We start from the raw sequence: 13,139 nt of genomic DNA, 5'->3' as shown, positions 1-13,139 counted from the left end.
CAATGATTAAAAGATACTTGGTTGAGGAACTGAAGTGGCAATCTCGATCATTTCTTTATCGTGATTATGAACCAGTTCCGATTGATTATCGAATAACATAGTAGCACCGCCATCGGGAGTAAATGGTTCCCACTCGGGCATATCCACGTTGTTCGGATTTCCGGTGTGCGCGAAAGTTGCCCATGTTTTACTCAACTTCTCGGCAAGCGCATATGCTTCCGGCGATCCGCTGTTGTACTCTTCGGTGCGTGCAATGTTGTTGAAAACAAACGCGATCTCCATACAGTGGCTCGATTTTAACATCCCATCCAAATGAGGTGCATTCCATTTAAACACGTAATTGTAAACCGGCGCTCCACCCGGAACTGCTGATTTCAAGTTGGCAAAGTTCAACAACATCGGACGGAACATTAAATCAACGTCCTTCATATCAGAAGGTAATTTTGTATTTGGATATGCCTTTTTAAAAGCTGCCACATAAGCATCGGTTTTGTCGCCATAACGCTCTTTCAGGTTTTCGATGATAGTTGCCTCATCGGCGTGCAACAAATCGGCACCACCGCCAAACGAACCAAATTCTACCTGGTTAGATCCCATGATTACAGGAATATCTTTAGCCAGATCTTCGGCGCCGGGAGCTCCCGGTTGCAAAGGAATAAACACACCGTCGCACGATGGCGCCCATCCTAAACGTCCCATTCCTGCACCGCTGCTTTTGGCAATTGCACGGTTTCCGGCAGCTAACAATTCATCGTGCGGAATATCTTTTAATTTCTCAACTTCACTATTTTTCAAACCCAATTCTTCCATAACGGCCAAACCCAGTTTCTGAGTAGCTTCTTTGGTGCTGTAACTTCCGGCAACACCACTTTGCATAATTGCTTTGTGGAACAAGCCTTTTGCAGAAGGCGTGTAAAGCATGGTAGCCACTTTGCCACCACCACCGGACTGACCGAAAATAGTTACGTTAGCAGGATCGCCACCAAAGTTGGCAATGTTGTTATGCACCCATTCCAACGCGGCAACAACATCCATCATTCCCACGTTGGCCGATTGAGCATATTTTTCATCAACAGCCGACAGGTCGAGGAAACCAAGCACATTTAAACGATGATTGATGGAAACTACCACCACATCGCCGGTGCGACTTAAATTCTCGCCATCGTAACTTGGCAATTCGCACGATGAACCGGCAGTGTAACCGCCACCATGCAGCCAAACCATTACCGGACGTTTTTTACCATCGTTAATTCCCGGCGACCAAACATTCAGATTGTTACAATCTTCCTCTTTCATGAACCAGAAATTGTGCTGCTGCGCAAATTCCATTTCGTCAGCCAAAATCATCGATGAAACATCGATTGGGCAAACCGGACCATACGAACGACAGCTACGCACACCGTCCCATTTATCAGGCTTTTGTGGCGGCATAAAACGCTCGGCTTTTGCATACGGAATCCCTTTGTAATTGAAAACTCCGTCGTGCACATACCCGATTACATCGCCACTTTCGGTGCTTGTTTGCGCTGTTTCGCTGTTGGCGATCATCGGATGCGATCCCGGTTGCGAACCAGTTGGAGGTGCATTTGTGGTTGAAGTTTGACATGCAAACAATCCTATGAAAAGGAATGCTGCAAGAATAAATTTTAATGATCTCATAAGTTAAGTTTTTGATTAATATGATATTGGTTTAAGTTTTCATCCAGAAAACTGCCCCACTATACTCCTACTATTTCAAATGCTCATCCAGAAAATCGATAATAATATTTATCACCTGCGGATCAGAAAATTCGGCACTGGCGTGTCCGGCTCCGTCGAGCACATAACGTGTTGATGAAACACCTTTTTCGCGCAATGCGTTGTGCAATAACAATGTCTGACTTGGTGAAACGGCCATATCGTTTGTTCCATGGAAAAGCAAAAATGGCGGATCGTTTTTGTCCACATAAGTTATCGGATTTGCTTTGGCAACAACTTCCGGTTTGTCGAGACTTGTTAATCCGCTGTTTTTTCCGTGAATAAACTGTCCGTCGGGAGAGATTACTGTAAAGTGTGCGTTTGCTGCATCTTCGTCATAATCGGCTCCGATTTTTGTAAGATCAGACAAACCATATGCATCAACCGCTGCTTTTACATCGCTGCTTTGATCCAGGTTTTCACCTTCTTCAAACTGTTTTTCGCCATTTGTTGTGGCCACCATAGCGGTTAAATAACCTCCGGCAGATTCGCCCCAGATACCAATGTTTTCAGGATCAACCCCGTATTTATCGGCATTGGCCCGCATAAAACGAATTGCAGCTTTTACATCTTTAACAGCGTCGCTGTAAATTCCGGTGCTTATAACGTGGTACTGCACACTTGCCACCACATAACCGGCTTTTGCAATTTCGTACCGATCGTAAAGATTCCGCTCTTTTGCAGCAAAAGAAAAACCTCCGCCAATAACATAAACCACACACGGACGCACCTTGTCATCCTTGTAAGTTATGATGTCCATTTTTAGCGACATCGGATCGCCATCAATACTTTTTGTCTCGTGAAAAACAACGTCTTTTTGCAGACTCATTTCACTGTCGGCAGGTAGTTCCCTGAAAAAATGCCGTTCTTTTGTAAGGTCTGTCAACAGGGTACTTGTGCTGTTATCAGTGGGTTTTATGAATTTGGGCATCAACAAACCATTTGAACCTCCCTGCGCGTAAGTTGCAATGCTAAGCACAAAAAGAGCTAAACTTAGTAGCGTAAATTTTTTCATTGTTTTCAATTTAATATCGGTTAATTCAAGGTTGAGTTTTTTAAGGCAAAACGATCTTCGAAATCAGGATCAGTCTTGCAAATTAAGTCTTTGACTAATAAGGACTAAGTTCGTTTATTCAAACAGTATGTAATTTTCCAATTTTCCTCCACATATCCAGCTCCACATTGTACCGATCGTTTATAATTGTGCACTCGGTATCGATTCGCATGGTTGGGCGGTCATTAAAATTATAGGCCGGCCACTCCGGTGCGCCTTCTGCTGAAGGCACGCCGGTTCGTGCAAAATTTGTCCACAACTCGGCAAAATTGTGCGATGCCTTGCAGCTTGCAGGCGAACTGTCGCCAAACATACGTCGTTGCTCCTCGCCTTCTTTTGGCGGCTGCACATTGTTGAATTTATAGGAAATGTCCATGGCATGTGGCGTTCCCATTGGGAAATCCGATCCCGGAATTTTCATGTCTGATTTATACCCGAAATTGTACAGGTAAACAGGCGCGCCCTCTTCTTTGGTTTTGCGCTCGGCAATTTCAATGGAACCCAGTCCCATCATATTAATCGACGAAACAGCCATAAATATTTGAGGAGCCGTTGCATTTGGCGAAGCTTTGCGGTATGCATTCACTATTGTCGCAGCATCATCACCGAACTGTGCTTCCAGCTTTGAAGGAAGATCATCAAAAGTGAATTTGGTAAATTCGGTATTCCTGTTTTGCATCGCAAAAAATGCGTATTCATCTTCGTTCCATCCGGTAAGCAAAGGTTTGTCTTTTGAGATTTTTGGCGCTGTTGGATCAAAAGGATGATTTGGCAACACCGAACCATCTACAACAGGACCAAATCCGTGCATCTCTGGCATTCCAATTTCTGCCTGGAACGGTGGAATAAACATGAATTTATTCTGAATCTCCAACAGTTGCTCCGGTGAAACTTCCAACAGTTTTCGCCAGTCATTTTTGGCGATATTCATTTCTTTTAGCACCATTTCGGTGGTTTCGGCAGCCAGGTCTTTTGTGAGCATCCGAACGCCCGGGCCACTTTCAATCGACGCTTTATTAAAGTATGGCGAAGCTTCCGGCATGGCATAAATACACGACGTTTTTCCGCCACCACCCGACTCACCAAATACCATTACATTATTCGGATCGCCGCCAAAACGGTCAATATTCTCATTCACCCATTTTAATCCGGCAGTAATATCCAACACGCCCATATTTCCTGATCCGGCGTAATCCGCTCCTGCAATTTCATCTAAATACAGAAAACCCAATAAACCTAACCGGTGGTTTGTTTGTACCACTACCACATCGAAATAACGCGCCAGGTTGGCACCGTCTTGTCCGCCCGAACCACCCGATCCGGTAACATAACCGCCACCGTGATTGTAGAACATTACCGGACGTTTTTTATTATCGTTGGCCGGTGTCCACACATTCAGGAACAGACAATCCTCTGCAGGTTTTGGTCCCCATCCGGAAGTTTGCAAGGATGGAGCGCCCAATTCCAATGCATCGCGAACACCTGTCCACGGATCAACTTTTGGCGGACGACGGAACCGGTTTTCGCCCGAAACAGAACCTCCGTACGGAATTCCTTTGAAGATATTTACACCGTCTTGCCTTACGCCTCGCAATTTTCCTGTGGCGCTTTCGGCAGTTACAAACTCTTCGGCACCAAAACCCGACATGAACTTACCTGATGAATAGGCAAGGCCTGAAAAAGCAATGGTTCCGGCAGCTGTTAATGATAATCGGTTAACGAATTGTCTTCTGTTTATTGGATTCATTTTATTCCGTTTTTAGGTTCTGTATTTGCAATGTTGATTATTTCATAGTTTTGTCACCGTAATTTACGCGCACACCGTACTTAGTAGCAATGTGGTTAAAACCAAAACGGTTACCTTCCGTTTCCTCGCCCTTTTCTTTACCCGAAAGAATATCTTTACTCAAGGTTATCAGATCTTCCACGCGTTGTTTTGTTTCAGGATTGTCGCCACGGAAGTGCCCGGGATACAATTTTTCGATACCGTCTTTCTCCATAACTGCACTCATTTTCTCGCAAGTGGCAATCAGGTCAGAGAAAGTTCCGGCAAACATTAATAAGTTTCCTGAGCCAAATGAATCGCCGCTAAAACCGTAACCGGCTTCTTTATCAATGTAAGTTGTAGATCCCCAGGTATGCGCAGGCGTGAAAACCACTTCCAGTTTTCGGCCACCAAGATCGATAACCTGTCCGTCTTCAAGGTACTTAAACTCACCTTTATAATTTGGCATCATCTGAGCAGCAGATTCTTTGTCGCCGGGATTCATATAAACCACCGGAAAATAATCGGCAGCACCAACATGGTCAGGATGTACGTGTGTCAACATCAGTGTAACCGGTTTGTCGGTAATTGACGCCACAATTTTATCCAGATCGGTAATTTTTGTTCCGGCATCAAGCAAAACAGCTTTATCATTTCCTTCAATCAGATAAATACTTTCGTTCGCCGACATGTGCCCGGTACCCACCCAGGTGTGGTCGTCGATTTTATGGAAAACAACATCGTCGTTTTTAAAAACTTCTTCTCCCTCGAAGTTGGCAGCCGGCATTTGCGCCATTATCGTTAGCTGACACAGGGCCAGCATAAAAATTAGAGCGATCGATTTCTTCATCTTGATTATTTTATAAGGTTTTAATTCTAAAGCTGTTCTGCAAGTTAAAAATTCGCTTTTAAAGTTTTGATTCTTCCATCATTTCAATTGCGGTATTCACAATTGCCGGTTCAGCATATCCGGGTTTTAGGTTTGAACCAATCACCTGGAAAGTTAGGTGAGTACTTGCCTGAGTAGAATAAATATATCCGGTACGCGTTCCGTTGGTCAATGTAACCATCATTGTTTTAGATGCAGGAGACTCGGCTTTCAGGCGCATTCCAATCTCAGAATAAACCTCGCCACTAACGGTTACCAGATTGATATCGCCAATCTGAACCAAACCCAAACCGATGTGTACATCCGGACCATCTTTGTATCCCGGATCGTAATTTTCGCGACCTTTTGTATCGATACGAACACGGCCAGGACAAACTACATCCTCTTTTTTACACCAGATTTTCGAACTCTTTTCGTATTGCGTATGATAAAGCATAACCTGAACGGCGTTGTTACCCAAAGTAGTTCCTAACATGTGTACATAGTCGCTCTTGCGATCAACAACTTTTTTATGGGCCTCCAATTGATCGGCAGGAATTTCACCCGGTCCGTCAAATGATGGTTGGCGACCTGTTGATGGAGCAGCAGGTGGAGGCAAAACACCTAGAATCTGGCCTTCCTGGAAGATAGAAGTGTAGGCCATTTTAGGATTTTGGTCGCCGGAAGCTCCCTGGCTAAATAAAGCCACAGTTTTACCGTCGAACATATCTTCAACATATTTCGTTGCATCGCCCGGGAAATCTGCACTAACAACACCACTCATAAAGAAATTAACCGGGTGCATGGCGTAATTCATGTACACAGCAATTGGCACATCGTCTTCGCCAAGGAAAGTTATTACTGCCAAGGTTTTATCTGAAGGACCATCCCAGTTTGCAGTTTGGTGCCACTCTAAATTCTCATCGAAATTATCGCGGTTTACGTTCAAATCAACTTCTGTCGTTCCGTAACCAACACGTGCAGGCGCCATATTTGCCTTCGCCTGATCAACAGAAGCAACAATGGCATCGGCAATTGTTTCCGGAGTTGGAGCTCCGTTAAAAAGACCTCCGGTGTTACCACTGTGCGTATGCGTTCCGGTAACCACATAGTTTTGTGCCGGACATCCTGTTGATGCTGATGATTTCGCCAATACATCATCAATTTCATGAATACCGCCGGCATCGATAGACACTAAAACAGCTGAATTTGTACCGTTATCGATATAAATTGAACGAACATAAAGTTTCCCACGAATAATATCTGTTGAACTCTTCAGCTCACTTTGTTTTGGTGTGATATCGACTTTAGCTGCCCCTACTTTTAAACCGGTTTGGGCAAATGCCGGACAAGCCATAAATAGTATCAGGCTCCAAAGAATTTCATCGGTCAATAAACAGACATGTTTCATGTAATTGTTTTCCAGAAGTGTTATTGCTAAATTTAATACATCGAAAACATACGCGCATGCAAATCGAACTTCTATTTAGAACAGCGAACAAAGAGTTATACCTGAACCAACGCCACGATTTTAGCGTGGCCGCCTGGGCCTTGCTTGAAGACTCTGTTGTTGCTGAGCCCGATAATGATTATTATAAACGTTTAAAAACCAAGCTACCAAAACAAAAAGACCTTTACTCCTGGGTGTGGAAGCGTATTAATACTGACTGGGCCATTACCCCTGATATTGCAAAATCCTACAAACCACTTGATTTTGTTTACCCCAGAACCTTCACGCCAAAAACAAAAACAGGCAAAGCTCTTATTATGCTTTTTGAACACGATGACTCAGTATTTATGATGAATGCCCAAACCTGGATAGGCACCGATCTCTTGCGGCTCGAATTTATTCTCTGCCATATCGACAAAAAAGAAAAATTGCTGGCCGACTATAATGCCGGAAAGCTTAACTTTTAAACTCAGATACAAAACTGACAAGAGAATAATATTATACTTCTTCCTTATTACTCATCGGATTTAGCCTCATTTAAAATATTGTTTTGTAAAACTGATTGGCCTGATAATTGCTTTACGATGGTGTTATGTTTACATTTATAACACAAAAACAAACACAATGAAAATCGAACTACTTTTTAGTACCGCCAACAAGGGGAAATACATGTTTAAAGGCGAAGACCTTAGCACTGCAGCCTGGGCAATGCTTGAAGAGGCAGCTCAAATTTACCCCAACGATGAGCATTGCATACTTTTAAAAACCGAACTTGAAAAACAAAAAGACCCGCACGAATGGACGTGGGAGCGTATAAATTTCGACTGGGATATTAGCACCGAATTTGCAGAACGCCTGAAACCGTTGGATTTTGTTTACCCCAGAACCTTTACGGCCAAAACTAAAGTAGGCGAAGCTTTTATTGAGATATTTGAGTTGGCCGACTCGATATTTTTGATGCATGCCCGAACGTGGATAGGTACCGATAAACTACAGCTTGAATTTATACCTTGCAATCTCGACACAAGACGAAAACTACTGGCTGATTTTTATGCCGGAATGGTTGACTTTTAAACTCAGAACATATTATACAAGCATATAGCCTCATTCCACTATGGCTGTAACAAATCGTATTAAGCCTTACTTATATATTGTTTTGTAAAACTGAATGGCCCGATAATTGCTTTACGGTGAGGCTATGTTTTTATTAAGAACTAAAACAAACGCATATGCGAATCGAACTACTTTTTAGTACCGCCAACGAAGGGAAATACCTGTTTAAAGGCGACGACATCTGCACAGCAGCCTGGGCAATGCTTGACGAAGCTGTTAAAACATACCCCGATAAAGATCAGTACCAGCTTTTAAAAACAGAACTGGCAAAACAAAAAGACCGCCACTACTGGACGTGGAAACGCATTAATTGCGACTTAAAACTTAAGCCAAAGTTTGCGGAACGCCTGAAACTATGGGACTTTATCCACCCCAAGGCCTTTACGTCAAAAACAAATCCGGGTAAAACATTTATTGAGCTGTTCGAACGTAACGGCTCGGTTTTTATGTTGAAAACACGAACATGGATAGGTACTGATATCTTGCGTCTTGAATTTATACTTTGCCATCTCGACAAACAACGACATTTATTGACCGACCTTTATACCGGAAAAGTTGACTTTTAATTCGTTATTACCAATATCAAAAGCTTTGTTGTCAGTGTAGGCCTGGCTACTCCAGGCATAGGCCATTCAAAGCTTTTTAGCCCTTCGGGGCTGGCGGCGGCGTTCAGTCCCGGACTGTTTCCGGCGATGATGGCACCGCTGCTTTTTTACGACCAATCAACAACAATTAGGGAGTATGATTCGTAGATGGTTCCCATCTATTTCAATCGAAAAACATACCTTTATTCAGCAATAAACCTCTTGTGTTAGTGTAAAGCGGTCTGTTGATCCGCTCCCTGCCTTCAGGAGGTTTATCCTTTGTAGTATCTGCGGCTCCTTATGCTTAGATACAGTGCAATAAATCGTGCATCAACAGAAATAATGAGGTATAGAAAACAAAAAACCCGGGGCGAACCCGGGTTTATTAGAATATTTTTAAGTGCAGAAACTAAAGCGATAATCGAATAGTAGTGCACTGCGGGTACAAAGTTAAAAACTTTGTTGATAAATTCAAATACCGACTTTGAAATTGTAGTTTATCTTGTTTTCGATAATGGCTTGAAGTGCAGCATTATCAGTATAGCTGACAAATAATTCATTGATAGAATCTTTTAGGTCTGTTTGTCTGTTTTTTGAAATATTTCCCAGAAAATATGATACAACTCTTATGCACGAGTCAAGCGAACTTCTGTCTTTGTTGTTAAAGGGAATTGATGGAATTACAGAGATTCCCGTTGGCCTCCTATAATCATAAAGAACATCACCATGTGCACAACTGTTTCTAATATCAATTATTACTTTAAACAAATTGTAAAATTTATCGAGGCTCACAATGCCAAACTCATTGGCAATTTTTTCTTTTAATGATTTGTTCCTTACGTTTTTAAAGATATTGAAAACGCTGCCAAACGTCAGGAACTCCAAGGTTTTCCAGGCGGGTGCGTACTTATCGTTGATGTGTTTTATGTGATGCTGTTTAATCGGCTTGTTATTTTTAATAAACTGGTGATTATAATTCCGGTCTAAGAAGTCAATAATTTCTTTATTGACAATCGCCGGATCAGCAAACCAGGTAGGTGAGTCTTTGTAGTGGTTAGAGACATAGTAAATTACTTTTGTCCTAAAATTTATTTCAATTCTGTTGGTGTATTTGATAAGTAAAATGCGCAGGTCGCTATCCAGATAATACAACTTAATAACATCGGAAAATTTTGTGCCTTCTTTGAATTCGTGGTGTGAATTCTTTTGAAACGGATACCAATAGAATCCTAAACGATAATAACCAATATCCAACAAGTGTTCTTTTATTTTCTCTTCTGGCAAATCCAGAATCATTCCGCGCTCCTGCAAAAGGGCTATTTGTCTGGCTGTATCGGTGGCAATGTTTCCCATATCGTTTTTTACTATTATTTGGCAGTTTTATATATCTCCCTACCGATTCCCCTTAGCCCGGTTATGTGTTTTACACAGCATCTGGCAGTTTTTGGCGTCGGTGGCACCGCCTTTACTCCATGCGGTTACATGGTCGGCATCCATTTCGTTTAGCTTCCAGATTTTTTGTTTATTGGCATCGTGGCCTAATGCGCAATGCGGACAATTGGAAATGCCTTTCTTCTCAGCCTCTGAAGTTTGTTTTTTATAGCTTGCTTTTTTTATTGGCTCGCTAAATACCCGTACGTTAAGCAATTTGGTATCGACCGAACCGCCAAGTATGTATTCGAAAATCCCCTTCCGGTTTGTTACATACGAATCGCTGATGAGCTCCTGCACTTCGTCCGAAACTTTTTTCGGATCATACGCTTTTTTATGATATGTTTCGTACAAACGCCCCCATTCCAAACCACACATCTCTTTTTCTACATCGATAAATACCCCGCTTACCCAATCGATAACACTATTGAAATAGGTTTTTAGTTCGTTGATATTAGTATCGTAACGGTGTTGGCTCATATATTCCTCAATATTGCCTTTGCTTACCCAGTGCAAAGCACGTTCTAAAAACTGTTGGCGATCAGCACTTCCCTTAATGTAGGCACTCCATTTTTGAATATTCGCATTCCGGCTATTGCTAAACTCCTCTTTCCCCAGCGTAACAAATGGTCCTGAATATATCGCATTATTTTCTTCCTGATTATTAAGTTCAATACCGGCAATATTAATGGTTTTGAACCACTGCTTTATTTCTGGCTCAGTTCCTTCGCATTCGTATATCAGCAGTTTGGTTTGGTTAATTTTTTCCCTTTTTTCGCTTGCAATACCGTCGAAGTATTGTGGTTTACCATCCTCGTCGTGTATGGCAAACTTGTTTTTTACATAGCGCCCCAGGCTGGTAATTCGTTGTTGCCCGTCGAGCACCTCGAACTTATCGTCGGCTACTTTTACAAAATAAATAAGTCCCAGCGGGTAGCCTTTAAGGATAGATTCAATTACGGCTACATCTTTTTTACCATCGGCATAAATGTAATTGCGCTGGTACTCGGGTTGTATAGTAAGTGTACCGCTTAGTCCAAACAGGCCTTTGCCCTCCAGCTCGTTGTAAATAAAACCATCGCAAATGGCTGCAACGGTAATGTCGGTTCTTAGGGTTGTTTTCATAAGGTTCTTTTTTTAATAACCAATCGATCGTACATTCTTCGATAGGTTCCATCACCGTTTGACAAATAAAAACGTGGTCCTCCCTGTACGAAAGTTCCTTTTTTAGCTATTTTAGACATAGGTATACCAAGTGTTCGACTTGAACCAATGATTTCAAACTGTTCTGGACAATATTTACTTAAAAAGCTTATCGGAACCCCCATTAATCCATCATAATCACTTGGGATATATTTTACTTGTGGAACTTCGATCGCATCATAGTTTTCATATTTACGAAATGGCTCTTTTGTTCCATATTTTATTACATCTCGCTCTGGCATTAGTTGTAAAGGTTGGTGACGTCTTCCATGGTCTATATTGGCCAACCAAATAGTTCCAGCTACGAAAGCGAATTTCTTACCATCTTCCTCCTTGTGAAAATTGTTGTAATTATCGGGTACTTGATACCAGACATTTCTGCCATCATTTTTTCCTGCTCCTAGCCAAATTCTATTTTCTTTAATAAGTGGAAATACTTCCTTGTATGTTATTGCATTCATATTACTGATTATTATGAATTGCTTCGGATCTTCAAGTACCCAAGCCAAAAAGTCCCGGAACAGCGAAAAAGGCGGATTGGTGATAATTACGTCGGCTTCGTTGCGTAGTTTTTTAATCTCATCGCTTTTAAAATCGCCATCGCCATCGAGGTAATGCCATTCCAAATCGTCAACATCAATACGTCCGTCGCCACTTTTATCGTGGTCGAGTGTAAATATTTTGCCGTTCTGTTTGGTTTTGTATTCGTCATATTGAGGATCGTTTACTTCGAACAGAGTTGGCTGGTAACCGCTTTTGTATTTTTTACTGTTGGCGGCGTAGCTAGTGCTAATTAGCTTCTTAAGGCCAAAGCGCTCGAAGTTTTGTGCAAAAAACTTGGTAAAGTTGCTCCATTCGGGGTCGTCGCAAGGCAATAAAATGGTCTTGCCTCTAAATACATCAGGATTGTATTCGATGTAGGCATTTATTTCTTTTTCAATATCGTGGTATTGGGTATAAAACTCGTCGTTTTTGGCCCGTTTTGCAGCAGTGAGGTTTTTGTTTGCCATTTACTATTTTGGTTGTTTGCTAATTTGGTGTTTTGTACGAATGCCCAATGTAGTAAAAAATGGGGAAATATTTTTATTGTTAATGAGATGTGTTGGGGCTAAAGCCCGGCATTATAAGAAAGATGACTAAGCCCGGCATTAATACCGGGGATAAGCACAACACCTTTGAAACGGGGCTTTAGCCCCAGTGCCTCACAACACGCGGCTTTCAGATAATTGCCCGAAACACAAATACATGTAACCTACTGATTTTAAAGCTCCCACAGGTGACAAAAGTTGGTTTCAAACGCGTTTTTTTACGCCCCCAGCTAACAGAAAGTGGTTTCAAACGCGTTTTTTTTCGTCTCCAGCAGCTGGGGAAGCTTTCAAACGTGTTTTTTTCCGTCCTCAGCAGCTGGGGAAGCTTTCAAACGCATTTTTTTTCGTCCCCAGGTAACAGAAATTGGTTCCAAACACGTTTTTTTGCGCCGCCAGGTGCCGGAAGTGGGTTTCAAACGCATTTTGGCACGCGGCCAGGTAAACGAAGTGGGTACAAAACGTATTTTATCTTGTGCACAGCACACGACTGGTGGTACAAAACGCATTTTGTACAGGAATTGGTCACCTGGGCAACTAAACCGTTGCGTTTTGGAGCATCATTACACTGGCAACTACGCAATAAAACAGATTCTGAAACACTTAGCATCGCACATTTTAAACAAAAGTTTGTTGTAAAACATGTTATCTGCTCTTGACTTGGCTTAACATATCGTTTAATTTTATTCAACAAATAATACCAAAAGCATACAAAATCCACAAATTCAACTACATATTTTAAAAATCAACAAACATTTCAAAACAACTCACCAATTCATTATGAAAATTTTAAGAGTGGTTTTTAGTCGTTTCCGTAATTACGACCATTATCAGTTTATAACTGAATTT

Annotated in this window: 11 protein-coding genes; 3 read left to right on the top strand and 8 right to left on the bottom strand. The window is 41.9% G+C overall.

Annotation, left to right across the window (positions count from 1 at the left end; translation table 11 throughout):
* Positions 1 to 6: 6 nt before the first annotated feature.
* The 5 genes from QZ576_RS04960 to QZ576_RS04940 all read right to left on the bottom strand — a co-directional run bounded on the left by QZ576_RS04960 (position 7) and on the right by QZ576_RS04940 (position 6,835).
* The gene (locus QZ576_RS04960; protein WP_297094692.1) at positions 7 to 1,659 is read right to left on the bottom strand and encodes a carboxylesterase family protein; all 1,653 of its coding nucleotides are present in this window, start codon (positions 1,657 to 1,659) and stop codon (positions 7 to 9) included.
* 70 nt (positions 1,660 to 1,729) lie between these two features.
* The gene (locus QZ576_RS04955; RefSeq protein ID WP_297094690.1) at positions 1,730 to 2,752 is read right to left on the bottom strand and encodes an alpha/beta hydrolase; all 1,023 of its coding nucleotides are present in this window, start codon (positions 2,750 to 2,752) and stop codon (positions 1,730 to 1,732) included.
* A 118-nt stretch (positions 2,753 to 2,870) separates the two neighbouring features.
* Positions 2,871 to 4,538 carry a carboxylesterase family protein gene (locus QZ576_RS04950; RefSeq protein ID WP_297094688.1) on the bottom strand — a complete coding sequence of 556 codons (1,668 nt, stop codon included), beginning with the start codon at positions 4,536 to 4,538 and terminating at the stop codon, positions 2,871 to 2,873.
* Between the two features lie 37 nt (positions 4,539 to 4,575).
* Positions 4,576 to 5,406 carry an MBL fold metallo-hydrolase gene (locus QZ576_RS04945; RefSeq protein WP_297094686.1) on the bottom strand — a complete coding sequence of 277 codons (831 nt, stop codon included), beginning with the start codon at positions 5,404 to 5,406 and terminating at the stop codon, positions 4,576 to 4,578.
* A gap of 58 nt (positions 5,407 to 5,464) precedes the next feature.
* Complete coding sequence (locus QZ576_RS04940; protein ID WP_297094684.1) at positions 5,465 to 6,835, bottom strand: neutral/alkaline non-lysosomal ceramidase N-terminal domain-containing protein; 1,371 nt, start codon at positions 6,833 to 6,835, stop codon at positions 5,465 to 5,467.
* Between the two features lie 56 nt (positions 6,836 to 6,891).
* On the opposite strand from QZ576_RS04940, the gene QZ576_RS04935 reads away from it, so the two are divergent.
* The 3 genes from QZ576_RS04935 to QZ576_RS04925 all read left to right on the top strand — a co-directional run bounded on the left by QZ576_RS04935 (position 6,892) and on the right by QZ576_RS04925 (position 8,553).
* Positions 6,892 to 7,341: a hypothetical protein gene (locus tag QZ576_RS04935; protein ID WP_297094682.1), complete on the top strand. Its 450-nt coding sequence runs from the start codon at positions 6,892 to 6,894 to the stop codon at positions 7,339 to 7,341.
* Between the two features lie 157 nt (positions 7,342 to 7,498).
* Positions 7,499 to 7,948, top strand: a complete 450-nt coding sequence (locus tag QZ576_RS04930) for a hypothetical protein (protein WP_297094680.1) — start codon at positions 7,499 to 7,501, stop codon at positions 7,946 to 7,948.
* Between the two features lie 155 nt (positions 7,949 to 8,103).
* Positions 8,104 to 8,553 carry a hypothetical protein gene (locus QZ576_RS04925; protein ID WP_297094678.1) on the top strand — a complete coding sequence of 150 codons (450 nt, stop codon included), beginning with the start codon at positions 8,104 to 8,106 and terminating at the stop codon, positions 8,551 to 8,553.
* A gap of 489 nt (positions 8,554 to 9,042) precedes the next feature.
* On the opposite strand, the gene QZ576_RS04920 is transcribed toward QZ576_RS04925, so the two are convergent.
* From QZ576_RS04920 to QZ576_RS04910, 3 genes are read right to left on the bottom strand one after another with little or no spacing between them, the layout of a single operon-like run.
* A complete protein-coding gene (locus QZ576_RS04920) occupies positions 9,043 to 9,924 on the bottom strand; it encodes an Abi family protein (protein WP_297094676.1) in 882 nt (293 codons plus the stop codon).
* A 39-nt stretch (positions 9,925 to 9,963) separates the two neighbouring features.
* Positions 9,964 to 11,127 (bottom strand): DUF262 domain-containing protein, encoded by a 1,164-nt coding sequence (locus tag QZ576_RS04915; protein ID WP_297094674.1) that lies wholly within the window; start codon positions 11,125 to 11,127, stop codon positions 9,964 to 9,966.
* Complete coding sequence (locus QZ576_RS04910; RefSeq protein ID WP_297094672.1) at positions 11,124 to 12,215, bottom strand: adenine-specific methyltransferase EcoRI family protein; 1,092 nt, start codon at positions 12,213 to 12,215, stop codon at positions 11,124 to 11,126. The genes QZ576_RS04915 and QZ576_RS04910 overlap by 4 nt, the downstream gene beginning before the upstream one ends.
* Between the last annotated feature and the right edge of the window lie 924 nt (positions 12,216 to 13,139).

Origin of the sequence: uncultured Draconibacterium sp. (genome assembly GCF_913060805.1) — a bacterium.
In the GTDB taxonomy this organism is placed as follows: domain Bacteria; phylum Bacteroidota; class Bacteroidia; order Bacteroidales; family Prolixibacteraceae; genus Draconibacterium.
The sequence above is the reverse complement of the archived record's forward strand: the minus strand, read 5'-3'. Positions and strand labels throughout refer to the sequence as shown.